General features: G+C 70.0%; 24 protein-coding genes. 14 read left to right on the top strand and 10 right to left on the bottom strand.

What is annotated here, in order from left to right; all coding sequences use genetic code 11:
• The 6 genes from VFI59_10805 to VFI59_10780 form a co-directional block, all read left to right on the top strand.
• Nucleotides 1–1410, top strand: a 1410-nt coding sequence (locus VFI59_10805) for an NAD(P)/FAD-dependent oxidoreductase (protein ID HET6714186.1), incomplete at its 5' end; no start/stop codon positions are given.
• 7 nt (nt 1411–1417) lie between these two features.
• The gene (locus tag VFI59_10800; GenBank protein HET6714185.1) at nt 1418–2575 is read left to right on the top strand and encodes a glycine cleavage T C-terminal barrel domain-containing protein; all 1158 of its coding nucleotides are present in this window, start codon (nt 1418–1420) and stop codon (nt 2573–2575) included.
• Between the two features lie 17 nt (nt 2576–2592).
• The gene (locus VFI59_10795; GenBank protein HET6714184.1) at nt 2593–3453 is read left to right on the top strand and encodes an aminoglycoside phosphotransferase family protein; all 861 of its coding nucleotides are present in this window, start codon (nt 2593–2595) and stop codon (nt 3451–3453) included.
• 7 nt (nt 3454–3460) lie between these two features.
• Nucleotides 3461–4003 (top strand): YqgE/AlgH family protein, encoded by a 543-nt coding sequence (locus VFI59_10790; protein ID HET6714183.1) that lies wholly within the window; start codon nt 3461–3463, stop codon nt 4001–4003.
• A gap of 45 nt (nt 4004–4048) precedes the next feature.
• Nucleotides 4049–5005: an RHO alpha subunit C-terminal catalytic domain-containing protein gene (locus VFI59_10785; GenBank protein ID HET6714182.1), complete on the top strand. Its 957-nt coding sequence runs from the start codon at nt 4049–4051 to the stop codon at nt 5003–5005.
• Nucleotides 5002–5784 carry a class I SAM-dependent methyltransferase gene (locus tag VFI59_10780; GenBank protein HET6714181.1) on the top strand — a complete coding sequence of 261 codons (783 nt, stop codon included), beginning with the start codon at nt 5002–5004 and terminating at the stop codon, nt 5782–5784. Before VFI59_10785 ends, VFI59_10780 begins: the two co-directional genes overlap by 4 nt.
• Here the strand turns inward: VFI59_10780 and VFI59_10775 are convergent.
• Nucleotides 5760–6143 carry a hypothetical protein gene (locus tag VFI59_10775; GenBank protein HET6714180.1) on the bottom strand — a complete coding sequence of 128 codons (384 nt, stop codon included), beginning with the start codon at nt 6141–6143 and terminating at the stop codon, nt 5760–5762. The two genes, VFI59_10780 and VFI59_10775, sit on opposite strands and share 25 nt — an antisense overlap.
• A 130-nt stretch (nt 6144–6273) precedes the next feature.
• On the opposite strand from VFI59_10775, the gene VFI59_10770 reads away from it, so the two are divergent.
• Entirely contained in the window at nt 6274–7200 is a 927-nt protein-coding gene (locus VFI59_10770) for a branched-chain amino acid transaminase (GenBank protein ID HET6714179.1), read from the top strand.
• Between the two features lie 18 nt (nt 7201–7218).
• Here the strand turns inward: VFI59_10770 and VFI59_10765 are convergent, their stop codons facing one another.
• Nucleotides 7219–8085 (bottom strand): hypothetical protein, encoded by an 867-nt coding sequence (locus VFI59_10765; protein ID HET6714178.1) that lies wholly within the window; start codon nt 8083–8085, stop codon nt 7219–7221.
• Nucleotides 8086–8198: 113 nt separating this feature from the next.
• Between VFI59_10765 and VFI59_10760 the strand changes: the two genes are divergently transcribed.
• Nucleotides 8199–10724, top strand: a complete 2526-nt coding sequence (locus VFI59_10760; GenBank protein HET6714177.1) for a M1 family metallopeptidase — start codon at nt 8199–8201, stop codon at nt 10722–10724.
• A gap of 17 nt (nt 10725–10741) precedes the next feature.
• Here VFI59_10760 and VFI59_10755 read toward each other — a convergent pair whose 3' ends face one another.
• Nucleotides 10742–11170 (bottom strand): plastocyanin/azurin family copper-binding protein, encoded by a 429-nt coding sequence (locus VFI59_10755; GenBank protein ID HET6714176.1) that lies wholly within the window; start codon nt 11168–11170, stop codon nt 10742–10744.
• The gene (locus VFI59_10750) at nt 11167–12252 is read right to left on the bottom strand and encodes a DUF2330 domain-containing protein (GenBank protein HET6714175.1); all 1086 of its coding nucleotides are present in this window, start codon (nt 12250–12252) and stop codon (nt 11167–11169) included. The genes VFI59_10755 and VFI59_10750 overlap by 4 nt, the downstream gene beginning before the upstream one ends.
• Nucleotides 12253–12493: 241 nt before the next feature.
• Between VFI59_10750 and VFI59_10745 the strand changes: the two genes are divergently transcribed.
• The 5 genes from VFI59_10745 to VFI59_10725 are packed head-to-tail and all read left to right on the top strand — an operon-like array spanning nt 12494 to nt 18338.
• Complete coding sequence (locus VFI59_10745) at nt 12494–13882, top strand: aldehyde dehydrogenase (protein HET6714174.1); 1389 nt, start codon at nt 12494–12496, stop codon at nt 13880–13882.
• A 35-nt stretch (nt 13883–13917) separates the two neighbouring features.
• The gene (locus tag VFI59_10740; protein HET6714173.1) at nt 13918–14817 is read left to right on the top strand and encodes a catechol 1,2-dioxygenase; all 900 of its coding nucleotides are present in this window, start codon (nt 13918–13920) and stop codon (nt 14815–14817) included.
• A 34-nt stretch (nt 14818–14851) separates the two neighbouring features.
• Nucleotides 14852–16333 (top strand): APC family permease, encoded by a 1482-nt coding sequence (locus VFI59_10735; GenBank protein ID HET6714172.1) that lies wholly within the window; start codon nt 14852–14854, stop codon nt 16331–16333.
• Between the two features lie 23 nt (nt 16334–16356).
• On the top strand, nt 16357–17784 hold the full coding sequence (locus VFI59_10730; GenBank protein HET6714171.1) for an aminotransferase class V-fold PLP-dependent enzyme: 1428 nt from the start codon (nt 16357–16359) through the stop codon (nt 17782–17784).
• Nucleotides 17781–18338, top strand: coding sequence for a MarR family transcriptional regulator (locus VFI59_10725; GenBank protein ID HET6714170.1), 558 nt, complete (start codon nt 17781–17783; stop codon nt 18336–18338). Before VFI59_10730 ends, VFI59_10725 begins: the two co-directional genes overlap by 4 nt.
• 6 nt (nt 18339–18344) lie before the next feature.
• On the opposite strand, the gene VFI59_10720 is transcribed toward VFI59_10725, so the two are convergent.
• Both VFI59_10720 and VFI59_10715 read right to left on the bottom strand, forming a co-directional pair.
• On the bottom strand, nt 18345–19283 hold the full coding sequence (locus tag VFI59_10720) for a TIGR03619 family F420-dependent LLM class oxidoreductase (GenBank protein ID HET6714169.1): 939 nt from the start codon (nt 19281–19283) through the stop codon (nt 18345–18347).
• Between the two features lie 6 nt (nt 19284–19289).
• Nucleotides 19290–20537: a cytochrome P450 gene (locus tag VFI59_10715; protein HET6714168.1), complete on the bottom strand. Its 1248-nt coding sequence runs from the start codon at nt 20535–20537 to the stop codon at nt 19290–19292.
• 97 nt (nt 20538–20634) lie between these two features.
• Here VFI59_10715 and VFI59_10710 point away from each other — a divergent pair, with 97 nt between their 5' ends.
• Entirely contained in the window at nt 20635–21021 is a 387-nt protein-coding gene (locus tag VFI59_10710) for a DUF5655 domain-containing protein (GenBank protein ID HET6714167.1), read from the top strand.
• On the opposite strand, the gene VFI59_10705 is transcribed toward VFI59_10710, so the two are convergent.
• From VFI59_10705 to VFI59_10690, 4 genes are all read right to left on the bottom strand, one after another.
• Nucleotides 21003–22376, bottom strand: a complete 1374-nt coding sequence (locus VFI59_10705) for a glutamine synthetase family protein (GenBank protein HET6714166.1) — start codon at nt 22374–22376, stop codon at nt 21003–21005. The two genes, VFI59_10710 and VFI59_10705, sit on opposite strands and share 19 nt — an antisense overlap.
• Complete coding sequence (locus VFI59_10700; GenBank protein ID HET6714165.1) at nt 22373–23143, bottom strand: SDR family NAD(P)-dependent oxidoreductase; 771 nt, start codon at nt 23141–23143, stop codon at nt 22373–22375. Before VFI59_10700 ends, VFI59_10705 begins: the two co-directional genes overlap by 4 nt.
• Nucleotides 23140–23946, bottom strand: a complete 807-nt coding sequence (locus tag VFI59_10695) for a glucose 1-dehydrogenase (protein ID HET6714164.1) — start codon at nt 23944–23946, stop codon at nt 23140–23142. Before VFI59_10695 ends, VFI59_10700 begins: the two co-directional genes overlap by 4 nt.
• 687 nt (nt 23947–24633) lie before the next feature.
• The gene (locus VFI59_10690) at nt 24634–25941 is read right to left on the bottom strand and encodes a glutamine synthetase (protein HET6714163.1); all 1308 of its coding nucleotides are present in this window, start codon (nt 25939–25941) and stop codon (nt 24634–24636) included.
• Between the last annotated feature and the right edge of the window lie 14 nt (nt 25942–25955).

Raw genomic sequence — 25955 nt, 5'->3', positions numbered from 1 at the left:
ACGATCCTGCGCGACCTCGAGCTCGCGCGCCATGGGTATCGGTCGACGCCGGTCGGGCCGTACTTCCTGCCGTTCCCTGACGGTCGCGCCATCCTGCAGGCCGACGACGACGCGAAGAAGAACTACGAGTCGTTCGCCCAGTTCAGCAAGCGCGACGCCGACGCGATCGAGCGATGGGACGCGTGGATCGGCGGACTCGCCGAGGTGCTGGGGCCGCTGATGATGACGACGCCGCCCAGGCTCGGCTCGTTGAAGCCCTCCGATCTCACCGAGCAGCTGCGGCTCGCGTGGCGCTTCCGAGGGCTCGACGTGCGCGGGCTCGCCGACGTGACCCAGCTGATGACGATGTCGGTCGTCGACCTGCTCGATCGGTTCTTCGAATCCGACCAGGTGAAGACGGTCATGGCGCTCAACGGCCTGATCGGCACGTGGGCGGGGCCGTACGAGCCCGGCACCGGCTACGTGATGGCGCACCACTCGATCGGCGACGTGGGCGACGGCCACCTCGGCTCGTGGGCGGTGCCCGAGGGCGGCATGGGCGCCGTGAGCGACGCGATCGCCTCGAGCGCCCGTTCCTATGGCGCCGAGATCCGCACCGGGGCCAGGGTCGCGAGGATCCTCGTCGAGGGCGGCGCCACGACCGGCGTCGTGCTCGACTCCGGTGAAGAGGTGCGGGCGCCGCTCGTCGTCACGGCGATCCACCCGAAGATCACGTTCCTCGAGCAGATCGACCGGGTCGACCTTCCCGCCGACTTCATGGACGACATCGCGAACTGGAAGACGCGCAGCGGCGTCGTGAAGATCAACGCCGCGCTCGACCGCGCTCCGGTCTTCACCGCGATGCCGGAGCTCACCGACCTGACGGGCGGGTTCGAGCTCGCGCACTCGGTCGCCTACCTCGAAAAGGCCTTCGAGCAGGCGCGCGCTGGAGAGCCGGCGACCGCGCCGTTCAGCGACGGCGTGATGCCGACCGTCTTCGACCACACGCTCGCCCCCGAGGGCAAGCACGTCGTCTCGCTGTTCACGCAGTGGGTTCCGCACGAGTGGAGCGAGGAGCCGCACCCGGCCGAGCTCGAGGCGTACGCCGACCGCGTGATCGCCGGTTACGACGAGCTCGCGCCCGGGTTCGCCGACTCCGTGCTGCACCGCCAGGTGATCGGCCCCCACGAGATGGAGCAGGAGTGGGGGCTGATCGGCGGGAACATCTTCCACGGGGAGCTCAGCGCCGAGCAGCTCTTCCACATGCGACCGGCGCCCGGATACGCCGACTACCGCACGCCGATCCGGGGGTTGTACCAGTGCTCCAGCGCCACGCACGCCGGCGGCGGCGTCTGCGGCATCCCCGCGTACAACATGGTCCGCGAGATCAAGAAGGACCGCCGGCGCGGTCCGCTGAGACGGAAGGGTTGAGCAACCGATGGCCGAGCCGAACTCGTCGTTCCCGTTCTACTTCGCGAGCTGGTACAAGAAGTCGCCCTACTTCCAGCGCACCGTGGAAGCCGGGTGCACCAGCTGGGATCTGTACAACCACATGCTGATCCCGACGCTGTACGACGACGACATCAAGGAGTACTGGCACCTCGTCGAGAAGGTGACGCTCTGGGACGTCGCGGTCGAGCGTCAGGTGGAGATCACCGGTCCCGACGCCGCGCGGTTCACCCAGCTGCTCACGCCCCGCGACCTGTCGCAGACCCAGCCCGAACAGTGCAAGTACGTGCTGCTCTGCGCGCCCGACGGCGGCATCGTGAACGACCCGATCCTGCTGAAGCTCGCCGAGGACCACTTCTGGCTCTCGCTCGCCGACAGCGACGCGCTGCTGTACGCGCTCGGCGTGCAGGCGTTCGCGGACATGGACGTCGAGATCCGTGAGCCCGACGTGTCGCCGCTGCAGATCCAGGGCCCGCTGTCGAAGCCGCTGATCCGCGAGCTCTTCGGCGACGACGTGGCCGACCAGAGGTACTACTGGCACAAGCAGACCGAGCTCGACGGCATCCCGGTAGTCGTCTCGCGCACGGGATGGAGCGCGGAGCTGGGCTACGAGGTGTACCTGCGCGATTCCTCGATGGCCCACGACCTGTGGGACGCGATCATGGCCGCCGGCGAGGAGTTCGGGCTGCGGGCGATCGCCCCGAGCGACCAGCGCCGCATGGAAGCCGGCATCTTCAACTACGGCAGCGACATGGACATCACGAACAACCCGTTCGAGATCACCGGCCTCGAGCGGCTTGTCGAGCTCGACAGCGACAACGAGTTCGTCTCCCGGAACGCGCTCGAGCGGATCCGCGACGAAGGCGTGCAGCAGAAGCTCGTCGGCGTGAGGATCGACGGCGATCCCCTCGGCATGTGGCTCGAGGACTTCTGGCCGGTCGTCGATGGCGACGAGCAGGTCGGCCGGCTCGTGAGCGCCTCGTACTCGCCGCGGCTCGAGTTCAACATGGGCTTCGCGTGGGTGCCGATCGACTTAGCCGGCGATGGTACGCGCGTCGAGATCGCGTCACCCGACGGCCCGATGACGGCCACGGTGACCCCGTTGCCGTTCCTCGACCCGAAGAAGGAGATCCCGGCGAGGAGCTGAGCCGTACGCTCTTCCGCGTGACCTACGAGCATCTGGAGGTCTGGCGCGGCGACCCTCGGCTCTCATCATGGCTCGACGAGCTGCCGGCGATCCTCGACGCGTGCTCGCGGCGGTGGTCGCTGACGCTCGGGGAACCGTGGACGAACAGCATCGCCTCGCTCACGATGCCGGCGAGTCGCGACGGCGAGGCGGTCGTGCTGAAGATCGGCATCCCCGACCGCGAGGGAGAGCTCGAAGGCGAGGCGCTCCGCCGGCTCGACGGGAGCGGCGCCGTGCTCCTGCTCGACGAAGATCCCGACCGACGGGTGATGTTGCTCGAGCGCTGCACGCCGGGCACGCCGCTCACGAACGAGGACACCGAAGCCGCCCTCGACGTGTTGATCGGGCTGCTCCCGCGGGTCTGGATCGCGGCCGGTGAACCGTTCAGACCGCTCGCCGATGAGGTCGCCGACCTGATCGTCGAGATGCGCGAGCACTGGGAGGGCACGGGTCGCACGATCGAGGAGCGGCTGATCGACGCCGCGACGGAGGCGTTCGAGTCGCTCGCGCCGACGCAGGGCGAGCAGGTGCTCGTGAACCAGGACCTGCATGCCGACAACGTGCTCGCGGCCGAGCGAGAGCCGTGGCTCCTGATCGACCCGAAGCCTCTGATGGGAGAGCGCGAGTTCGGGGTCGCGTCGATCGTGCGTGGCCGGGAGCTCGGACACACCCGGGAGGCGGTGTTGCGACGACTCGACCGGGTCACCGCGGAGCTCGGGCTCGACCGGGAGCGGGCGCGGCTGTGGTCGATGGCACACACGGTGTCGTGGTGCTTCGACGACGACGGGCCGATGCGCGAGCACATCGAGGCAGCCACATGGCTGCTCGACGCGGCATGATGGAGGGGTGGAACCTCTCACCGGCCATCTGCTGATCTCGAACTCGAACCTGTTCGATCCGAACTTCCGTCGCACGGTCGTGCTGGTCGGCCATCACGACGACGACGGGGCGGTCGGGGTCGTGCTGAACCAGTCGCTCGGGGTGTCGGTCCGCGAGGCGGTGCCGCCGCTCGGTGACCTGGTCGACCCCGAGGAACCGCTGTTCGATGGCGGCCCGGTCGAGCCCGCATCGATCGTCGTGCTCGCCGACTTCCTCGATCCTTCGAGGGCCGAGCTGTTGGCGGTGGGGTCGATCGGCTTCCTGCCCCCGGAGGCCGGCGGCGACATCGGCGAGGTGATCCGCCGTGCGCGCGTATACGCGGGGTATGCCGGGTGGGGCCCCGGCCAGCTCGAAGCGGAGCTCGAGGAGGAGAGTTGGGTGACCGCGCCCGCGCTGCCCGACGACGTCTTCCACGACGATCCGGGGCGCCTGTGGGAGGACGTGCTGCGCAGGCTCGGGCGCGGTTACGACCTGCTGCGCCTGATGCCGCGCGACCCTTCCTTGAATTGACCGGCGGGACTTGCCGCGGCCCGGCCGGCCAGGGATGCTGACCGCATGAGCGCGGCGCCGGTCGACCGAGATGCATTGCAGCGGTGCGCCAGCCCGTTCGGGCTCTCGCACGGGCTCCCCGGCGAGGCCTACACGTCGCCAGACGTGCTCGCGTGGGAGCGAGAACGCTTCTTCGACCGATCGTGGGTGTGTATCGGGCGGACCGGCGCCCATCGCCGTGCGGCCGGGCAGATCGAACGCGGGGGGTGGGTGTTCGTGCGCCGTGACCCCGACGGCATCGACGCCGAGGAGCAGTTCGGGAACCTCTGGGAGCACCTCGCGCCATGGGAGCCCGAGCGACTCGTGGCGGCAGCGCGGCACTCGTACGAGATCGCGGCGAACTGGAAGCTGATCCACGAGAACTACCAGGAGTGTTACCACTGCTCCGAGATCCACCCCGAGCTCTGCACGGTGACCCCGCCCGACAGCGGCTACTCGATCGACATCCAGGGACTCTACGTCGCGGGGCCGATGGACCTGTACGAGGGCGTCGAGACGATGTCGCTCGACGGAGCATCGCACGGCGTGCCGATCCGCGGCCTGCGCGGTCACCAGCTGCGCGAGGTGGGCTACTTCGGCATCTTCCCGAACCTGCTGATCAGCCCGCACCCCGATTACGTGCTCACCCACCGGATCGAGCCGATCGCACCAGACCGGAGCTACGTGGAGTGTGAGTGGCTGTTCCCGCCGGAGGCGCTCGAGCTCGGGGGCTTCGATCCCGCCTACGCGGTCGACTTCTGGGACGTCACGAACCGTGAGGATTGGGCCGCGTGTGAGTCGCTGCAGCGCGCGGCGACCTCGCGCGGTCACCGGGCCGGGCCGATGTCGACCGTCTGGGAAGGCGGTGTCTACATGCAGGTGCGCATGATCGCCGACGGCTACCTGCGGGGCGACGTGCCGGGGCGACCCGAGCAACCTTCATCCACCGCGTACCCGCGTCGGGAACTGCTGCACGGGGCATGAGCGACTCGGTCTCGTTCGACCGGGCTGCCTCGTTCTACGACTCCACCCGCGTCACCGACGAGGAGACGCTCCGCGTCACGGTCGACCTGCTCGACCGTGACGTCGCGATCGGCGAGGGTCCCGTGCTCGAGATCGGGGTCGGCACCGGGGCGCTGGCCGTGCCACTCGCTGCCAGGGGCGTCCGGGTCGTCGGCATCGACCTCTCCCGCGAGATGATGGCGCGGCTCCGCGAGAAGTCCCCGAACGTCGGGCTGGCGCTCGCGGACGCCACCCGACTGCCGTTCCGCGACGAGGCGTTCGTCGGCGCCTACGCCCGATGGGTCCTCCATCTGATCCCGGCGTGGCCCTACGCCGTGGCCGAGCTCGTCCGGACGGTGCGGCCGGGCGGGGTGGTCGCGATCGAGCCCGGGGGGTTCTCGGGCCTGTGGCGCGAGGTCATGGATCGCATGATCTTCGAGATCGGCCCCGATGCCGAGCCGGTCGGGTTGTCCCGCGACCGGGAGCCCGGGGCGCTCGACGAGGCGTTCACGGCTGTCGGAGCCGAGCCGTTCGGCGTGGTCGACGCCCCGGGCCACTTCGGCGGCTCGCTCTCGAAGTTCTTCGACGAGGCGTCGGCTCGCACGTACTCCTGGACGTGGCGGGCGAGCGACGAGGATCTCAGGCGTGCGATCGACGACGTGCGGGCGTGGGCGGCCGAGCGTTACGACGACTGGGATGCGCCTCTCGACCCCGAGGCGCCGATGCGCTGGCACCGCTACCGAGTCTCGGGCTCCACGTAGTCGTCCGGATGGTCGACGACGCCGGGCGCCTCGTCGACGACGTGCATCGCGGCCAGCTCGGCCGGCACGGGCCCGTCTGACGCCTCGGGATCGCCGACGAGATCCTTCTCGCGATCGACGCCGTCGTCGCTCTCGTCGACGAGGTCGACGCCTGCGAAGTCTCGGCGCGCCGCGAGCTGCTCGCGGCGGTTCCGCTCGTCGATCGTGTCGCCGTCGTGCTGCTCGGCGAGGGTCGTGTGCTCATCGGCACCCGCGTACCGGTCCATGCCGCTGATCAGGTCTTCCATCGTCTCACCATCGTCGGCGTCGACGTCGGTTGGCGACGGCCCCTCGCTCGGCGTCAGCTGATCCTCGTGCATACCGGCACACTACCGTCTTCCGTGCCTGGATCCGGCGTCGGCCCGTCTCGCGGGAGACGCCCGCCATCGGTATCCTTAAGGGCTACGCCCGTGTGCATCCCGCTCACGGACGACCCGAGGAGGTTCGACGGTGCCGATCACCGAGGTCGAGACGATCTGGATGAACGGCGAGCTCGTGCCCTGGCAAGAGGCCAAGGTCCACGTGCTCAGCCACGCCCTGCACTACGGCAGCGGCGTATTCGAGGGCATCCGGGCGTACGAGACGACCCGCGGCCCCGCCGTGTGGCACCTCGACGCGCACCTCGACCGCATGTACTCGTCGGCCTCCATCTACTTCATGGAGATCCCGTTCTCCAAGGCGGAGCTCATCGACGCGGTGAAGGACACGATCCGCGCCAACGGGTTGCAGTCGTGCTACATCCGCCCGATCGCGTTCCGTGGCTACGGCGAGATGGGCGTCAGCCCGCTCGCCAACCCCGTCGACGTCTCGATCGCGGTGTGGCCGTGGGGGGCCTATCTCGGCGAAGAAGCCCTCGAGCAGGGCGTTCGGGTGAAGATCAGCTCGTGGAAGCGCCACGACCAGAACTCGCTCCCCTCCGCCGCCAAGGCGACGGGCGGTTACCTCGGCTCGATCCTCGCGAAGGTCGACGCCACGAAGTCCGGCTACGACGAGGCCGTGCTCCTGAACGACGATGGCTACGTCACGGAGGGCTCCGGCGAGAACATCTTCGTCGTCAACGGCGGCACGATCGTGACGCCGCACACGGGACACGGGTGTCTGGCGGGCGTCACCCGGGCCGCGGTCATGACGATCGCGCGCGACCTCGGCTTCCCGGTGATCGAGCAGCACCTGGTGCGCACCGACCTGTACACGGCCGACGAGGTGTTCTTCACGGGGACCGCCGCCGAGATCACCCCGATCCGCGAGGTCGACGATCGCACGGTGGGCGCGGGGCATCGGGGGCCGGTCACGAAGGCCCTGCAGGACGCGTTCTTCGCCGCCACGAAGGGCGACGACGCGAAGTACGCGGACTGGCTGACCTACGTGAACGACTGACACCGGTACCGGTCCGGCTCACCCGATCTCGAGCGTCCGCACGACGTCCCATTCGTTGGTGCTCGGCGGCGCGCCGAGCTCTCGCGCGACCCCGAGCACGATCGTGTCCCCGCCGGGCTCGCCGGCGCGTGGCACCCAGAACGTGTACGCGACACCCGGTCGGAAGGCGATCGTGCCGCCTTGCGGCACCTCGAACACCGAGCGAGCCGGGCCGGGGAACGGGAAGGAGACCAGGTCGCCGCGCCGGCCGTCGTAGATCACGTCGTCGGCCACCTCGATGGGGCCGCGGTCGGTGAACGTCAGCAGCCATGCCAGGACCGGCGGCCCCCGCCAGTCGAGCCGGTGGCCGACCACCCGATCGCGCAGGCGAGGCTCCACGCGCGCCGTGTAGTCTCCGAGCGACCGTCGGAACCAGGCCGGGGTGCCCGGACGATCGAGCGGGGCATCCTTCGACACCGAGTACGGATGGAGGCGTCCGACGTCGAGGAGCGCGATGCTGACCGAGGCTCCCCGTCGCCCGCTGGAGACCGCCGCGAGCCCCTCGCCCGCCGTACCCCAGATCGAGTTCCCGGCCGACCACCCGGCCGGCACGGTGATCGAGACGGGGGCGGAGAGACCGGGCAGCGGATAGGTCCCTGGCTGCAGCGCCGACGTACCGGGGACGCCGGCGTCGCTCACCGTCGCGGACCGTGGAGGCTCGTTCCCGTCCTCGCTCACGATCACGGCCGCGATCGCGAGGAGGGTCACCACACCGAAGGACGTGAGCGTGACCATGCGCCGACGCGCGTCGGTTCGACGGTCGTGGTCGGAGACACCGGGTTCGGTCACGAACCCGAGCTCCACGTGGCTCCGGTCGGTGCCTTCGTCGCTTCGTGACGTTCGCATGGGTCCTGTCGGAACCTCCCCGAGCAGGGTCTCACGGGTTCGCGTTCACGGGGAACGATGCCGCGGAACGCACCCACCTCACGAGCGGTGGCGGCACGATAGGCTTCGGGTCCATGCAGGATCGTTACCGGCTTCCCCGCACCGTCGTCCCGACCCGATACGACCTAGTCCTCGAGCCCGACCTGGAGGCGGCGACCTTCTCGGGCACGGTCCGCGCCGTCGTCGAGGTGCACGAACGCGTCGACGAGATCGTGGTGAACGCGCTCGATCTCGCGATCGACGATGCGGTCCTGCGTCACGACGACGGCACCGAGATCACGGTCACGGCCGTCGCGCTCGACGAAGAGCTCCAGCGCGCCACCCTGACGCTCGAGAGCGCCGCCGATGCGGGGCCGTGGTCGCTCTCGGCCTCGTTCCGAGGGGTGCTGAACGATCAGCTCCACGGTTTCTACCGGTCCACCTACACCGACGACGAGGGCACCCACACGATCGCGACGACGCAGTTCGAGGCGGCCGACGCTCGCCGGGCGTTCCCGTGCTGGGACGAGCCCGACCTCAAAGCGGTCTTCGGCATCGCGCTCGTCGTGCCCGGCGACGTCGTGGCCCTCTCGAACGGGCCGGAGATCGAGCGCGAGCGGATCGGGGACGGCCGCGTTCGCGTGCGGTTCGCCGACACGATGTCGATGTCGACCTACCTCGTCGCGTTCGTCGTGGGCCGGCTGGAGATCACCGACCCGATCGACGTCGACGGCGTCCCGCTGCGGCTCGTGCACCTGCCCGGCAAGGGTCACCTCGCCCGGTTCGCCCTCGAGGCGGGCGAGTTCTCGCTGCGGTTCTTCACGGAGTACTACGCCATCCCCTACCCCGACCGGAAGGTCGACTTCATCGCGATCCCCGACTTCGCGCAGGGGGCGATGGAGAACACGGGCCTGATCACCTACCGGGAGTCGCTGCTGCTCGTCGACCCCGAACACGCGACCCAGCCCGAGCTCGAGAACATCGCCGACGTCGTGGCGCACGAACTCGCACACCAGTGGTTCGGCAACCTCGTCACGATGCGGTGGTGGAACGGGATCTGGCTGAACGAGGCGTTCGCCACGTTCATGGCGCTCGTCACGGTCGACGCGTGGCGCCCCGACTGGGAGCAGTGGAACACGTTCGCCCGCGGCGTGACCGCCGCGAAGGAGGTCGACGCGTTGCGCTCGACCCGTGCGATCGAGTACCCCGTGCACTCGCCCGACGACGCCTCGGGCATGTTCGACGTGCTGACCTACCAGAAGGGTGCCGCGATCCTGCGCATGCTCGAGCAGTACCTGGGGGCCGACCGCTTCCGCGAGGGCATCCGGCTGTACCTCGCCCGTCACGCCTACGGGAACACCGAGACGCATGACCTGTGGCACGCGATCGAGGAGGCGAGCGGCGAACCGGTCCGTCGCATCATGGATCAGTGGATCTGGCAGGGCGGCTACCCGCTCGTGACCGCCTCGCCGAGCGCCGACGGGGTGCGACTCGATCAGCGACGGTTCCTTGCCGACGGCGGCACCGATCACTCCGTGTGGGATGTGCCGTTGCGCGTGCGGGCGCTCGACGGGGGCGAGTCGTCGGTGTTGGTGCCGGCCGACGGCATCCTCGTGGACGAGGCCGCCGACGCCGCCGTGGTCGCGAACGCGGGGGCGAGCAGCTTCATCCGGGTCCGCTACGAGGGAGGTCTGCTGGAACGCCTGACCGACCGGCTCCCCGAGATCTCGCCCCTCGAACGTTACGGCCTGGTCGACGACCACTGGGCCGCGGTGTCGTCGGGGGCCGCGTCGGCGTCGGAGTTCGTGGTCGCGGCATCGCGGTACGGCGACGAGGACGACCTCGCCGTCTGGCAGGTGCTGCTGCAGGGCCTGGGGTGGTGCGACCGCTTCCTCGAGGGGGAACCGCGGGAGCGGTTCCGTGCCTTCGTCCGGCGCCTCGTGGCGCCCGCGATGGATCGGCTCGGGTGGGAAGCCGATGCCGACGAGTCCGACCGCATGCGGGCACTGCGGGGGGCCCTGCTGCAAGGCCTCGGCGTGCTCGGCGCAGACCCGAACGCGGAGGCGGCCGCCCGGGAGTTCGAGGCGGAGGCGCGCGCTGGCAAGCCGGTCGACGCGTCGCTCGCGGCGGCCGCCGTGAACGTGGTCGCGACGAACGGCGATGCGGCCGACTACGAGCACTACTGGACGGCCTACCGGGAGTCGCCCACGCCCCAGGAGCAGTACCGGTATCTGTTCGCCCTGCCGCTCTTCCGCGATGCCGAGCTGTTCGAGCGCACACTCGAAGCGACGTTCGGCGACGACATCCGCAGCCAGGATGCGCCGTTCGTTTTCGCGTACTCGCTGATCAACCGCGACCTGGGCGATCGCGCGTGGGCGATCCTCCAGGAACGCTGGAACGAGGCCGAGGAGCGGTTCCCGTCACAGCTCACGATCCGCCTGGTCGAAGGCGTGCGCTACCTCACGCTGCCCGAACAGGTGAACGAGGCCCAGGCGTTCTTCGCCGCGCACCCGATCCCGCAGTCGGCCAAGATGCTCGAGCAGATGCTCGAGCGCCAGCGGGTGGCGGCGGCGCTGCGCGAACGGGCGACGCCCGACCTCGAGGCGCACTTCTCCGGGTAGGCGCGCGGCCCGGGCGGTCAGCCGATCCGGACGGTGCCGACCATGCCGAACGCGTAGTGCCCGGGCAGGTGACAGCCGAACAGCGTCGTCTGGGGCGACGTCGGGAAGGTGACGGTCGTCGCCTGCGTCGCGCCCGCGGGCACCGTGATCTCTCCGGGCCCCGGCGGATGGTGCGCCTCCGAGCCGCGCTCGTGCGCGAGCTGCACGCGGGCGTCGCCGACGATGAACTCGTGGTCGATCGGGTCGGTGTTCTCGAGCACGAACCGCACGGTCTCACCCGACTCGACCTCGACGGTTGCGACGTCGAAGCGCGAATGGTGCACGACGATCCTTACCTCCCGGGCCCCGTCAACGCCCGGGACCGCGCCGCCGCCCATCGCCAGCGCGCCGAGGAAGATCACGCCCACGGTGGCGACGGTGAGTCCGGCGGCGGGCCGGGCGATCACGCGGGCCGCCGGAAGCCGCCGCGTCGCCGACCGATCAGCGCCAGCCCCGTGGCCACGACGAGTGCCGTGCCGACGGTGACCGCCGCGAGGGCACCCACGGGGATCGTGCCGGCGGAGGCCGCGCGCATCGGCCGCGCCAGTCCCGCCGCGATCGGATCGGGCTGTCCGTAGCCGCTCGCGTCGATCGCGAGGTCATGGGTGAGCCGGTCGGCTCGCTCGTTGACCTGCACCTGGGTGAGCCACATGTCCTGCTCCGGGAGCCAGCCCATGCGCGCGTCCGAGCGCAGATCGCGCATCAGGGAGTCCGACGCCCGCTCGCTGGTCCGCAGGATCAGCCCCCGCTGATCCTCGTCGCCGTTCGGCTCGACCGCCTGGGGGAGCATCGTCGGGGCCACGTCGGTCAGCAGGAACACATCGGCCTGCACGATCTCGGACGGCTGCCGTCCGAGCCCCAGGATCCGAAGGGGCACCCACGGGTCGGGGGTCGGGATCACTACGTGGATCGGGGTGCCTTCCCCGCGCTGCTCGCCTTGCTCGGCGGCCCGCTCCGCGTTGAACCGGGCAGCGAGGAAGATCGGGCTCCGCTCGGCGTAGAACTCCAGCACCGCGGGGGCGTCTGGGGGCAGGAAGTAGCCGTGCTCTCGGGCCCACGTGCCCACCGCGAGCGCCCCGCCCCTGAGGACGGTGATGTCGAGGGAATCGATCTCGGTCTCGAGCAGCACCTCGGCCGCGCGGTCGGCGGCGACCGCGAAGAGGGCGGATTCCGGGGCGGGAGGCTGCGTCTCGATCACGAGCCGCTGCAGCGTCCAGTCGCCGCCCTTCACGACCTTCGTCGGCACGCCGGGCAGGGGCACGATCGAGCCGATCTCCTGGCCCTGGCCGGCGAACTCGAACGACGTGACGTAGTGCTCGACGCCCCGGTGGTAGGCGGCCAGGGTCGTCGTGCGCACGAGGTTGATCGTGCCGTTCGGCGTGACGAGCCCACCGCACGCCAGGGCGGCGCCGGCCGGCCCGGTCACGAGGATGGCCGCCGAGAGTGCCACGATCGCGGATCGACGCAGACGGTGCGGTGTCCCTGCCATGTCGGGTCCTTTCCGTGCTGAGGCGACTCCGACGAATGGGGTGGCTGCATCGGTTCCCAACCGCCCGGGTTCGAGGGCTGCCGGGAGCGCGGGCTCCGGCTTGACAGCTTCCCCTGCCCCCCATACCGTTCGGACACGAACGACCTTCCGAGGTCCTCTGACATGGGGAGGGAGCACGACGAGTCGCGCCGTCGTCGAAGGCATCGAGGTCTCGACCGAACACTGGATCGGTGGCCGACGCGTGCCTTCGACAACCTCGTTCTCCGACATCTCTCCGATCGACGAGCAGCCGATCGCTCAGGTGGCACGCGGCGGCGCCGGCGAGGCCGAGAACGCGGTCGCTGCTGCCCGTGCGGCGGGGGCGACGTGGGGATCGACGTCGCCGAAGGAGCGCGCCGAGGTGCTGCACCGCATCGCCGACGGGGTCGAGGCGCGGGTACCCGAGCTCGCGGCGGTCGAGACGCGCGACAACGGCTCGCTGCTCCGCTCGATGCGGAACTCGGTGATGCCGAGGGTCGCGCGCAACTTCCGGTTCTTCGCGGATCAGCTGCTCTCCCTCGAGACCGGCGTGAAGGACTACGACGGGTTCGCCGAGCGTGTGGCGTGGGACCCCAGCGGCGTCACGGTCGTCATCACCCCTTGGAACGCCCCGCTGATGCTCGCCACCTGGCGGGTCGCGCCGGCCCTCGCCGCCGGCAACGCGGTCGTGCTGAAGCCACCGGAATGGGCGCCGCTCACCGCCTCGATGCTGGCCGACATCGCCCACGAGGCGGGGCTGCCCGTCGGCGCGTTCAACGTGCTGCAGGGCATCGGCGAGGAAGCGGGCGCCGCCCTCACCGCGCACCCGGGTGTCGACCGCATCGCCTTCACCGGCAGTGTGCCGACCGGGAAGCTCGTCGCCCGGGCGGCCGGCCCGAACCTCACGCCGGTCTCACTCGAGCTCGGTGGCAAGTCGCCGTTCCTGGCGTTCGCGGACGCGGACCTCGATGCGGTCGTGCGCCAAGCGGTGAACCAGTTCGACAACGCCGGCCAGGTGTGTCTCGCCGGCACCCGGCTCATCGTCGAGCGCTCGATGTACGACGCCTTCCTCGAACGGTTCGTCGAGGCGGCGGGCGCGATCGTGCAGGGCGATCCTCGCGACGAGGCCACCGACATCGGACCGCAGATCACGCGTGAGCATCTCGAGCGGGTCGATGGGTTCGTGCAGCGCGCGAAGGCCGACGGGGCGACGGTCGTGTTCGGCGGGGGTCCGAACGAGGACCTCGGCGGCCTCTACTACCGGCCGACGTTGTTCACCGACGCGCCCGAGGGCTCGGAGATCCTCACACAGGAGGTCTTCGGGCCGGTGCTCACCCTGCAATCGTTCGAGGGCGAGGACGAGGCCGTCGCGCTCGCGAACTCGACCGAGTACGGCCTGGCGGCCATCCTCTACACGGGCGACGAGGCCAGGGCGGAGCGCGTCAGCTCCCGTCTCGTGGCCGGCACCGTGTGGGTCAACTGCTTCTTCGTCCGCGACCTCGCGGCCCCGTTCGGTGGCGCGCGCGGTTCGGGCATCGGCCGCGAGGGCGGACCCTGGAGCTTCGACTTCTACGCGGACGTGAAGAACGTCTGCACCGCACCGTGGAGCTAGGTCAACGATCAGCGCGAGGATGAGGAGGAACGCAGATGGGTGAAGTCGTCGGCGGGGCCCTGGTGGCCCACGTTCCCACGATCATGCTGCCCGAGGAGACCCGTCGGGAGATCAACGACGGCAACGAGATCACCCTCGTGCCCGGGCTGCATCGCATGAAGAGCGAGTGCCTGGACCGTCTGAAGCCGGACACGGTGGTCGTGTTCGACACGCACTGGGAGTCGACGTTCGAGCACATCGTGACGGCGCACGAGCGACGGCAGGGGAAGTTCACGAGCCACGAGCTGCCTCGTGGCATGGCTGGCATCCCGTACGACATGCCGGGTGACCCCGATCTCGCGAAGGGGATCGCGGCGCAGGCCGACGGCCGCGACGACTGCTGGATCCTGGCGTGCGACGACCCGTTCCTGCCGATCTTCTACGGCACGGTCAACATCTGGACGTTCCTCGGCGATCCGGCGACCCGTTGGATCAGCGTCGCGATCAACCAGACCTGCACCACCGAGGACTTCCTGCTGTTCGGGAAGCTGATCGGCGACGCGATCGCCCAGAGCGACCGCCGCGTGGTGCTGCTCGCGTCGGGGGGCATGACGCACCGGTTCTACCCGTTCCGCGAGCTGCGGCAGCACGAGAGCTCGAAGGCGCCCGGGAACATCCTCCACCTGGAGAGCTACGAGGCAGACCAGCACGTGCTCTCGATGTTCGCCAAGGGCGATCACGCCGGCGTGATCGACTGGATGCCCGAGTACCGCAAGGCCGCGCCCGAGGGGCACTTCGGCCATTACCTCATGATGGCCTCGGCTCTCGGCGGCGCGCGCTGCCAGGCTCCGGGCGAGCTGTTCAGCGAGTACGAAGCCTCCGTCGGCACGGGCCAGGTGCACGTCTGGTTCGAGCGCCCGGCCGACGGCTGGACCGGGAGCGGCGCCGCGGCGTAGCGTTCGTCGGCACGGAGAAGGAAGGGGGGCTCCAGTGGCAGACCAGCAGGGTCAGTCACAGGATCTGGGCTACGAACGATTGGGCGAGGCGAAGCTCTCACTCATCGACGTGGTGGCCCAGTCCGTCGGATTCATGGGACCGGTCTTCTCGGCCGCGTTCATCATCCCGCTGATCATCGGCGTGAACGCTGCCGCCAGGGGTGCGGGAACGTCCGCTCCGCTCGCTGTGCTCCTCGCGGGGGTGGGCGTCTTCGCCCTCGGGTGGATCGTGGCTCAGTACGCGAAGCGCATCCACGCGGCGGGTTCGCTCTACGACTACGTCACCGAGGGGCTGGGCTCGACGATCGGCGCGGCCTCGGGGTGGCTCTACTACGGCGGGACGATCATCCTCACGACCGGCCTCGGTGTGTTGCTCGGCTGGTTCGTGAACGACAACGTGCTGCCGGCGCTGGAGATCGACCTCGATCTTCCGCTGTGGTTGTGGGACCTGATATTCACGGCGCTGCTATTCGTGGTCCTCTACTTCGGCGTGCAGATCTCCACGCGTGTGCAGCTCACGCTCGCCCTGATTTCGATCGCCGTCGTGCTGGTCTTCTTCATCATGGTGATCATCGATCTGGGCGACGCGAACGACTTCGGGCAGGCGCTGGACCCGAGTCCCGAAGGTGGGTTCAGCGGCGTCCTGTTCGGGGTCCTCTACGGTGTGCTGATCTTCGTCGGTTTCGAGACCGCCGCGAACCTCGCAGAGGAGACGACCGATCCCAAGCGTTCGATCCCTCGGGCGGTCCTCGGTGCGGTCGTGCTCGTCTCGATCTTCTACCTGATCGCGGCCTACACGGAAGTGGCCGGCTTCGGCTTCGACCTCGCGGTGATCACCAGCCCCGAGGTCGCAGGGGCGCCGCTGTTCGCGCTCGGGGCGCCGGGCTCTCCGTCGGGTTCCGAGCTCTGGCTGAAGGTCCTGCTCGTCGTCGTCTTCCTCGACATGCTCGCGGTCTACGTTGGGGCGGCGGTCGCATCGACCCGTGGGACGTTCGCGATGGCCCGCGACCGGCGCTTGCCGGCGTCGATGGCGTCGGTTTCGTCGAAGTACGGCACCCCGATCGGCGCGATCGTGCTGCTGATGATCGTGCAGCTGGCCTTGATCGCCGCCGCGGAGTTCTGGGATTCGCTCTTCGCGCTCGAGGGACTGGATCATTACTTCGCCCTGTTCGCCTGGTGCGCGACGTTCGGTGGGTTCGCTCTCCTCGTCGTCTACCTGCTGATGTCGATCGGCGTGCTGGCCAGGCTCGGCGAGCAGCCGAAGCCCGTCGGTGTCGCGATCGCCGCCGTCGTGGGGATCGCGATCACGGGTGCGGCGATCTGGGGCTCCTTCTACAAGGTGCCGGCGCCCACGATCTGGGCTCCGCGCTACGCCGTGATCTGGTTCGTGATCGGACTCGTCTACATGGCGATCGTGAAGGGTCGGGAACCGGCGAGCCAGGCCCTCCCCGACCTCACTTCGAAGGAAGCGGGGTAGGCCGGGGTCGGTACCATCCCGGCATGAGCGACGACCGACCGCTGCGGCTCGATGCGCCTCGCGACGAGGCGCTCGAGCACGCGGCGCGCCTGGTCGCCGAGGCCTGGCGCAGCTTCGACCGCTTCCGCCCTGAGGAGCCGCCGCTCGACGACCGGGTGCGGCGGCTCCTCCAACGCGCCTTGCCCGCCGAGCCGTCGCCGGTGCACGACGTACTCGACGACGCCGCGCGCATCCTCGACGAGTCGATCGCGCAGGCACGGCCCCGGTATTTCGCGTTCATCGGGTCGAGCGGGCTCGAGATCGGCACGCTCGGCGACTTCCTCGCGCACTCGTACGACATCAACCTCGCGGTCGACGCTCGGGCGGCGACCCAGACCGAGGACCAGGCCGTCCGGTGGGTGGCCGAGTTCGTAGGCTTCCCGGCCACAGCCGGGGCGTTCACGAGCGGGGGCACCGTCAGCAACGTGACGGCGATCGCCGCCGCGCGGGAACGCGCCCTGCCAGGGGCGCGCCACCGGGGGCTCGGGCAGGTAACCACTGCCGTGTACTGCTCGCAGGAGGTGCACTACTCGGTGACCCGGGCCGTCGAGCTGCTGGGCATCGGCTCCGACAACCTGCGTGCGATCGAGATCGACGGGCTGCGGCGCATGCGGCCGGAGGCGCTCGACCGCGCGATCGTCGACGATCTCGGGGCGGGCGTGACGCCGATCGCCGTGGTGGCGACCGCGGGCACCACCCTGACGGGCGCGATCGATCCGCTCGGCGACGTGGCCGACGTGTGTGAGGAGCGCGGCGTCTGGATGCACGTCGACGGGGCCTACGGCCTGCCGGCGGCGTCGGTCCCGTCGAGGCGCGACCTGTTCGCGGGGCTCGACCGGGCCGATTCCTGCTCGATCGACGCGCACAAGTGGCTGTACCTGCCCAAGGCGTGCGGCGTGGTCCTCGTGCGCGACGACGAGGCGCTGGCGAGCGCGTTCAGCCACGAGCAGGGCTACCTGCCGCACCAGCAGCACGAGCTGCACGCCGCCGACATCACGCTCGAGTACTCCCGCCCGTTCCGGGCGCTGAAGCTCTGGCTCGCGTTCCGGGCGCACGGCGCCGCGCAGTTCCGCGACGCGATCGAACGGAACCTCGCCGAGGCGGACCTGCTCTACCGGCGGGCGCAGCACACGGAGGACTTCGAGGTGATGGAGGCCACGCCACAGCTCTCGATCGTGCCGATCCGGCACGTGCCCAGCGGCGTCGCCGACGTCAACGCCCACAACCAGGCGCTGGCCGAAGCGATCCAGGCCGACGGCCGCGCGTACCTCGCGCCGGCCCTCATCGACGACGAGGTGTGGCTGCGCCCCTGCTTCGTGAACTTCCGGACCACCGAGGAGGACGTGGTGGCGCTGCTCGACGTCGCACGCGAGCTGGGTGAGCGGATCGCCCGCACGGGGAGCGCGGCGTGAGCCACACGACGCGCCCCGGTGAGCGCCACCTGCCGGGCGAGGACGGCCTGCTGCCGGCCGAGCGGAAGGTGCAGGAGGAGCTCGGGCAGCTCCACCTCGACTTCCGGGCGATGTGGGCGATCTCGAACCTCTTCCGCAGCTCCGCCGCGATCCGCCGGCACATGGAGGCGAAGGTGCTCGCGCCCGACCGCCTGAGTTGGACGTCGTTCGTCGGGCTGTGGGTGCTGTGGGTCTGGGGCGAGATGGAGGCCCGCGAGTTCGCCGCCGCCGTCGGCATCAGCCGACCGACGGCGACCGGGGTGATGACCACGCTCGAGTCCCGGGGGCTCGTCACCCGCCGGAAGGACGCGAAGGACGGGCGGATGGTGATCGTCGAGCTCACGCCGTCGGGCCGCGCCACGATCGAAGATCTATTCCCGAAGTTCAACGCTGAGGAATCTGCGGTGGCCGGCCACCTGGATCCCGAGCAGCAGGACGACCTGGCAGCGATGCTGCGGTCGTTGCTGCGGGCCGTGGCGCCCTCGACGAGCGAGGATCCGGGCCCGGTCGTCTGAGCCGGACTAGCCCCGGACGCGCGCCTCGACGCCGTCGACGACACGCCGCAGGAGCGCCGGGATCTCGGTCGGATCGTCGGTGAACTGGCTGGGCTTGATGCAGATCGTGGTGAACCCCCGTTCCACGTGCTCGGGGATCTGGTCGAGTGCTCCGTCGAGCGCGGCCGGGTGGCTCGCGTCGGGGAACGAGCCTCGCGTGCCACCGACCATCTCGAGCTCCGCCATGTCGCGGCCGGCCGCAGCCATCGCCGAGGCGAGGCGTTCCAGGTCGTCGTCGCTCGCGCGGCCGAGCGGGTTGAAGCCGTGGCCGTAGGTCACGAGCCGCCGCAGCTGCCGGTCGTGCAGGCGCTCACCGCCGAACCACAGGTGCGGCCCGTCGGTTCGGAAGGCCTTCGGCTCGAGCCAGACGTCGTCGAACGCGTAGTGCACGCCGCGGAAGCTGCCGGGGGAATCCCGCCAGAGCAGCTTCCACGCCTCGAGGTGTTCGTCCAGGCGCACGCCGCGCGTCTCGAACGCCACGCCGAGCGCTTCGTACTCCGCGCGGTGCCAGCTCACGGTTGGCTGCACGACGAGCCGGCCACGCGAGAGTAGGTCGAGGGTCGCAAGCTCCTTCGCGATCTGCAGCGGGTGCCGAAGCGGCGGGATCACCGCGCTCGCGATCAGCCGCAGGTCGGTGGTGACCGTCGCGATCGCCGCGAGCAGCAGCAACGACGAGGGCCACGGCGTCGCCGGGTCTTGGTTCCCCGGCAGGGCGTAGTCGCGCGGGTTCTCGGGCAACCCGTCGACGTCGGCTCCCCGGCCGAGCACGATGTGCTCGCTCACCATGACGCCGTCGAACCCCGCGCGTTCGGCCTCGACCGCGACGTCGACCAACGCGCGCAGGTCCCGGGCCGGCACGAGGGTGTGGTTCTCGCTCAGCACGAGCACCAGCCGCGGAGGCTTCATCGGGCGCTACTTCGTTCGCACGCGCACCGGCATGCGCTTGATGCCGTTCACGAAGTTCGAGCGGATGCGCTGGACGGGCCCGGTGAGCTCGATCGCGTCGAGGCGGGGGATCAGCTCCTGGAACAGGATCTTCGTCTCGAGCCGCGCCAGGTGCGCCCCCAGGCAGAAGTGGGGTCCCCCGGGCCCGAACGTCACGTGGTCGTTCGGCGTCCTCGTGACGTCGAACGTGTAGGGGTCGGGGAACATCGCCGGGTCGCGGTTGGCGCTGATGTACCAGGTCACGACCTTGTCGCCCATCGCGATCGGTTGACCGTGCAACTCCGCGTCGCGGGTGGCGGTGCGCCGGAAGTGGAACACCGGGGTGGCCCACCGCAGGATCTCCTCCGTGGCGTTCGGGATCAGCTCCGGCCGCTCTCGCAGCAGTTCGAACTGCTCCGGGTGTTGCATCAGGGCGAGCATGCCGTGGCTGATGGTGTGCCGCGTGGTCTCGTTGCCCGCGATCATCAGCACCCCGAAGTAGTTATGGAACTCGCGCTCGTCCAGCACCCCTTCGCTCTGCGCGACCGTGAGGGCTTGCAGCACGTCGTCGGCGGGCTCGGCCAGGCGCTGGTCGCGCTGGCGGTCGGCGTACTCGAACACCTTGAGCGCGGTGGGGGAGCGGAACGGCAGCAGCCGGTACGCCTCGGTGTCGACCTTGTCGACCACGGCAGCGGAGAGATCCGGGTCCTGGTTCGCGATCATGCTGTCGCCCCAGGCGATCAGCTGCGGGGCGTCTTCCTGTGGCACGGTGAAGATCGAGCACAGGAAGCGGATCGGCAGGTCGCGGCTGATCTCGCTCACGAAGTCGAACTCGCCTTTGGGCAGGGCGTCGTCGAGCACCGTGCGGGCGACGTCGCGGATCCAGTCCTCGTAGCGGCCGACGCCGCGCGCGCTGAACCGCTTCGAGCAGATCTTGCGCAGCTCCGTATGCCGGGGTGGGTCGGTCTCGAGCATCGACTTACGCACCTCGAGCTGTTCCTCGTCGAGCTCCTCGAGGGCGACGGCTCCGAGCTCCGAGGAGTAGGTCTGCCAGTCCATGTGCACGTTGGTGAGGTCGTCGTAGCGGGTGACGGCCCAGAAGCCCGTGTTCGGCGAGGGTTCCGGGTGCCAGACGATCGGGTGATCCTCGCGGAGGTGATCGAACCACTCGAACGGCACGCGTTCGACGTAGTTGTCGGGGTTCACGAGGTCGATATCGCCCAGCGTGTCACCCATGCGATCGGCTCCCCTCCGTCGGGTCGAGGCGGTGCGCGGCGCAGGTATTTTGCTACCGAACGACTTTCCGGGCAACTCAGCCCACTACGCTCGCGCGATGGACGAGCCGGAAGGACCCGAGGAGTTCTTCGTTGGTCATCCCGCTGCGCTTGCGGTGTTCGACCGGGTGCGGAGCATCCTCGACGAGGTCGGACCGCATCAGGTCCGCACGTCGAAGTCGCAGGTGGGCTTCCGCCGAGGTCGTGGCTTCGCCTTTCTCTGGCTGCCCGACCGGTATCTGCACGGCGACGTCGCTGAAGTCGTGCTCTCGATCGCGTTGGATCGCCCGATCGTCTCCGATCGGTTCAAGGAGGTGGTGCAACCCGCGCCGGGGCGTTGGATGCATCATCTCGAGGTGCGTCATCCCGGCGAGATCGATGACGAGGTCGCCACGTGGCTCCGGGACGCCGCGGACCGCGCAGGGCCTCAGATCACCTCGAAGTAGCGGCGGCGTTCCCACTCGGTGACGACGTCGGCGGCGAGGAACCGCTGCCATTCCCAGCGGGCGGCTTCCGCGTAGTGGGACACGACGTCGGCGCCGAACGTCTCGGCCGTCCAGTCGCTGTCGCGGAACGCGCCGGTCGCATCGCCGAGGTGCGTGGGCAGTTGTGGCACCTCACGATCCCAGTCCTCGCCGACGAGGGGCTCGCCGGGGTCGGTGCCGTCGGCGATGCCCTCACGAGCCGATGCGAGCAGCCCGGCGATCGCCAGGTAGGGGTTCACGTCGGCGCCGGGCACACGCCATTCGAGTCGGGTCGACGAGGGCTCCTCGACCAGCACGCGGCACGAAACCATGCGGCTGTCGAAGCCCCAGCTCAGTCCGTTGCCCGAGAACTCGCCGCCCGCGATGCGCCGGTACGAGTTCACGGTCGGCGCGTACCAGAGCATCAGCTCGGGGGCGCGAGCGAGGAGGCCGCCGATGGCGCCGCGCAGCGGCGCTGCGAGCGTCTCGCCGCTGGAGCCGTCGCCGAAGACGTTCCTGCCGCGGTCGTCGGCGAGCGAGAGGTGCAGGTGGCACGACGAGCCGGTCGTGTCGGGGAAGGGCTTCGCCATGAACGTCGCGGCCATGCCGTTCGCGGCGGCGAGGTCGCGCATCGCGAGCTTGAACAGGATGTGCCGGTCGGCCATCTCGAGCGCCTGCCGGTACTCGAGGTTGATCTCCCATTGACCGAGCCCCCACTCGACCTGGCTCGTCCAGGGGCCGAGGTTCGAGTCCACGAGCGCCTGACGGGCCGGGCCGAAGAAGGTCTCGTGCTGGTCGCCGGCCTGCACCGTGTAGTCCGCCCGCGCGGTCGTCGTCGGTACGAGCGTCTCGTACCCGTTCATCCGGCCGTCGTCATAGGTGCCTCGATAGAGCGCGAACTCGAGCTCGCTCGCGACCTGCGGGGTGTACCCGTCGGCGGCGAACCGCTCCACCTGCCGGCGCAGGATCGTGCGGGGCGCGACCGCGACGAGCGCATCACCGCCCATCTCCACGAAGTCGGCGACGCAGACCGCGGTGGCGTCCAGCCAGGCGGCCGGCCGGAGGGTGTCGAGGTCGGGCACGAGTCGCACGTCGTGCCACCCGGTCTGGTGACCCGTGTACGCTTGTGCCGGCCCTGGCCACTGGTCGAGGTCCCACCCCAGCACGCACGACGAGAGCGGCACCCCTTCGTCGAGCAGCCGGCGGAACACCTCGACCGGGAAGCGCTTGCCCACGAGCCGGCCGGTCACGTCGGCCGAGGTCACGATCACGGTGCGGAGACCGGCGTCGGTCAGGTGATCGGGACGGATCGCCGGACCGATCGGCGGCACGGTCATCGCGTGAGCCACCCCCCGTCGATCGGCAGCTGCGCGCCGGTGATGAACGAGGCCTCGTCCGAGAGCAGGAACGACGCCGCCGCCGCCACGTCCTCGGGCTCTCCGACGCGGTCGATGAGCAGGCGCCGCGACATGAACGCCCAGGCCTCCGGCGATCGGAGGTCGCCGCCCGGGATGAACGACGTGGCGATCGGGCCGGGTGCGACCGCGTTCACACGGATCCGCCGATGCGACAGCTCGACCGCGAGCGCCTTCGTCAGCATCTTCACCCCGCCCTTCGACGCGTTGTAGTGCACCTGCGGGTGACCCGCCGACGACACGACCACCTCGGACTCGACCGTCGACATGTTCACGATCGCCCCGCCACCGGCGTCGCCGATCGCGGGAGCGACCGCCCGGGTCACGATGTACATACCCTTGAGGTTCGTGTCGAGCACGAGGTCCCATTCGTCCTCGTCGAGATCGTCGAGCGCCGACATGCGGACGAGCCCGGCGTTGTTGACGAGGTAGTGGAGCGAGCCGAACGCCTCGAGGGCGGCGTCGCGGGCGGTCGCTGCCTGGGAAGGATCGCGCACGTCGAGCTCGATCGCGACGGCGCGGCCGCCGCGGCGGCCGATCTCGGCCGCCGCCTCGTCCGCAGCATCGAGGCGCACATCGGCCACCGCAACCGAGGCACCTTCGGCGGCGAGCCGTATCGCCACGGCTCGGCCGATGCCCGATCCCGCCCCGGTCACGAACGCTGTCCTCCCCGTGTGGTCGAAGCTCACTCGGTTTCTCCGCGCACTTCGTCGAAGGCGACCGACGCGATGTCGACGGCCATGCCCCCGCCGTCGACCACGAGCGTGGTGCCCGACACGTACGACGCCGCGTCGCTCGCCAGGAACAGCGCGCACTCCGCGATCTCGCCGGGCTCGGCGGCCCGCCGCATCGGCACGAGCTCGGTTGCGAGCCGGTACGCCTCGTCCCGCGAGACGCCGCGGACCTCGGCGAGCTCGTCCATCGACTCGTCGCCCATCGGCGTGTGCACCCAGCCCGGGCAGAGCGCGTTGGCGCGGATGCCCCGCGGACCAGCGTCGACCGCGATCGACTTCGCGAGGCCGATCATGCCCGCCTTCGACGCGACGTACGCGGCGCTCGAAGCAGAGCTCACGAACCCCGAGACCGACGATACGAGCACGATGGAGCCGCCGCCGCGGGCCTCGAGGTGCGGCATGGCGGCTCGAACGAGGTAGAGCGCTCCCGACAGGTTGATGTCGATGGTGGCGCGCCACGCGTCGTCGGCGACGTCGCCGGCCCCACCCCCGAACCCGACCCCCGCGTTCGCCACGACCAGGTCGAGCACGCCGAACGCGCGGACAGCCTCATCCACCGCTGCCGTGGCGTGCGCCGGGTCGGACGTGTCGCCCGCAACCGCGATACCGCCGATCGCGGCTGCGACCTCGCCGATCGGCTCGGGCCGCCGGCCGGTCACGACCACTTTGGCCCCCTCGGCCGCGAAGAGTCGTGCGATGGCCGCCCCGATGCCCGAGCCACCACCGCTGATCACCGCCACCTTGCCCTCGAGCCGCATCGCCCCTCCCGTCCGGTGCGGGGTAGTGTGCCGCATCACGGGGTCGTGAGCGAACGCCGAGGCCCCGGCCGGATCCGAGGGGTGACGTGGCGAACATGCGGCCCCTGCGACGTGAAGACCATCCGGAGCTGGAGCCACTCTTCGCCCACTACGACGAGACCCTCCGCTTCGTCCCCAACTCCTTGTTCACGATGGCGCGACAGGCCCGAGATCTTCGTGGCGTTCGGCGAACTGATCACGCAGATCTGGAACACCGGCACCCCGCCCAAGGCGCTGAAACCGCTGATCGCGATCGCCGCGAGCGTGGTCGCCGGGTGCCGCGACTGCCAGGCGCACGAGGCGATCGACGCCCGCGAGCGCGGGGTCGACGGGGAGAAGATCACAGAGATCTGGAACTTCGAGCGCAGCGCCCGCTACACCGAGGCGGAGCGTGCGGCGCTGCGATTCGCTCGTGACGCGTCACTCGTGCCCAACGAGGTCACGCCGGCGCCCTTCGTCGACCTCCGTCGTCACTGGGACGAAGGTCAGATCGTCGAGATGCTCTGTGTGATCGGCCTGTTCGGGTTCCTCAACCGATGGAACGACACGATGGCGACCGAGCTGGAACCCGAGCCGCTCGAGTTCGCCACGACGCGCTTCGGCGTCAACTGGGAGCAGGCAAGCACGCGACGGGGTGAGGGCTGCCTCTCAGTGGTACGGCATGTAGTAGCGCAGCTCCCAATCGCTCACGTCGGTCGTCGAGGTGTCTTCGACCGCCGCGACGTAGCGCTCCCACTCGCCGCGCTTCAAGATCGTGAACGCCTCGACGAGCTCGGGGCCCATGGCCTGCACGAGCCGTTCGTCGGCGTTCAGCTCGTCGAGTGCCACGGCGAGGTTTGCGGGGATGCAGACATCGGTGTCGGGGTCCTCGCCGACCGGCTGCGGAGGCTTGAGGACGAGCGAATCCTCGACGCCGAAGCGGGCGGCGTTGAGCACCGCGGCCCCGACCAGGTACGGGTTCGCGGCCGCATCGGCGGTGCGCTGCTCGAGTCGCGTGCCCTCGCCGCGCGCCGGGGGCACGCGCACCGTGACGCTGCGATCGTCGTGGCCCCAGTTGGCCCAGTACCCGTTCAGCATGTCGGGTTGCAGGCGCTTGTAGGCGTTCACGTGCGGCGCCATCAGCGCCGCCATGCCGGTGTGGTGTTGGAGGACTCCCGCCGCGCAGCGACGGGCGACCTCGGAGAGACCGTCGGGGTCGTTGGGGTCGTGGAACGCGTTCGAGCCGTCCTCGCGGCGGAAGCTGAGGTTCACGTGCATGCCGCTGCCGCCGCGGTCGTTCAGGGGACGGCCGATGAACGTCGCGAGCTTGCCGTGGTGCTCGGCGATCTCACGGACCAGCAGCCGGAACACGAACGCATCGTCGGCCGCCGGGATCGCGTCGTTGTACCGGATGTTGACCTCGTAGGCCGACTCGTCGTACTCGCTGCCCCAGCTCTCCACGGGGAAGCCGCACTCGAGCGCCGTGGTCACCATCGCGTCGACGCACCCCGTCGGGTCGATCGACGTGCCGGTGCCGTAGACGCGGTGGGCGGGGAGCGAGACCGGACGCCATCCGCCGCCCCCGTCGGGTTCCATCAGGTAGAACTCGAGCTCGAACGAGATCTGCGGCTCGAGGCCCATCGCCCGCCAGGCCTCGACCGCCTGTCGCAACACGTGACGCGGATCGATCGGGACGGGTTCCCCCCGGAACCGCGCGTCGCCGATGCCGATCACGGTCTCGGGCTCCCAGGAGTGACGCAGCGAGTCACGGTCGAGGTGCACGTCGATATCGGGTAGTCCGACGTCGAACTGGGTCTTCGGCACGGGCAGGATCTCGCGGTCGTGCGTGAGGGGGTACACGCCGATGCAGAACGCGGCGTGGCCCGACTCCGCGACCTCGCCGAACAGGTACTTGCCTCGCTCCAGCCCGTGGACGTCGGGGTAGAGCAGCCGCAGACGCTTGCCGTTCGTGTCCATGAACCCCCCTGGCG

The sequence above is a fragment of the Actinomycetota bacterium genome, from assembly GCA_035697485.1.
Taxonomy (GTDB): Bacteria; Actinomycetota; UBA4738; order UBA4738; family HRBIN12; genus JAOUEA01.
Note: the sequence above shows the minus strand (reverse complement) of the source record. Positions and strands in the feature narration are given on the sequence as shown.

Coding starts and splice junctions, on each gene's coding strand:
- VFI59_10775 (HET6714180.1), bottom strand. CDS start 6,143: ATGCACGAGGATCAGCTGACGCCGAGCGAGGGGCCGTCGCCAACCGAC.
- VFI59_10760 (HET6714177.1), top strand. CDS start 8,199: ATGCAGGATCGTTACCGGCTTCCCCGCACCGTCGTCCCGACCCGATAC.
- VFI59_10785 (HET6714182.1), top strand. CDS start 4,049: ATGAGCGCGGCGCCGGTCGACCGAGATGCATTGCAGCGGTGCGCCAGC.
- VFI59_10715 (HET6714168.1), bottom strand. CDS start 20,537: ATGGGTGACACGCTGGGCGATATCGACCTCGTGAACCCCGACAACTAC.
- VFI59_10705 (HET6714166.1), bottom strand. CDS start 22,376: ATGACCGTGCCGCCGATCGGTCCGGCGATCCGTCCCGATCACCTGACC.
- VFI59_10765 (HET6714178.1), bottom strand. CDS start 8,085: ATGCGAACGTCACGAAGCGACGAAGGCACCGACCGGAGCCACGTGGAG.
- VFI59_10780 (HET6714181.1), top strand. CDS start 5,002: ATGAGCGACTCGGTCTCGTTCGACCGGGCTGCCTCGTTCTACGACTCC.
- VFI59_10720 (HET6714169.1), bottom strand. CDS start 19,283: ATGAAGCCTCCGCGGCTGGTGCTCGTGCTGAGCGAGAACCACACCCTC.
- VFI59_10690 (HET6714163.1), bottom strand. CDS start 25,941: ATGGACACGAACGGCAAGCGTCTGCGGCTGCTCTACCCCGACGTCCAC.
- VFI59_10710 (HET6714167.1), top strand. CDS start 20,635: ATGGACGAGCCGGAAGGACCCGAGGAGTTCTTCGTTGGTCATCCCGCT.
- VFI59_10730 (HET6714171.1), top strand. CDS start 16,357: ATGAGCGACGACCGACCGCTGCGGCTCGATGCGCCTCGCGACGAGGCG.
- VFI59_10695 (HET6714164.1), bottom strand. CDS start 23,946: ATGCGGCTCGAGGGCAAGGTGGCGGTGATCAGCGGTGGTGGCTCGGGC.
- VFI59_10750 (HET6714175.1), bottom strand. CDS start 12,252: ATGGCAGGGACACCGCACCGTCTGCGTCGATCCGCGATCGTGGCACTC.
- VFI59_10740 (HET6714173.1), top strand. CDS start 13,918: ATGGGTGAAGTCGTCGGCGGGGCCCTGGTGGCCCACGTTCCCACGATC.
- VFI59_10800 (HET6714185.1), top strand. CDS start 1,418: ATGGCCGAGCCGAACTCGTCGTTCCCGTTCTACTTCGCGAGCTGGTAC.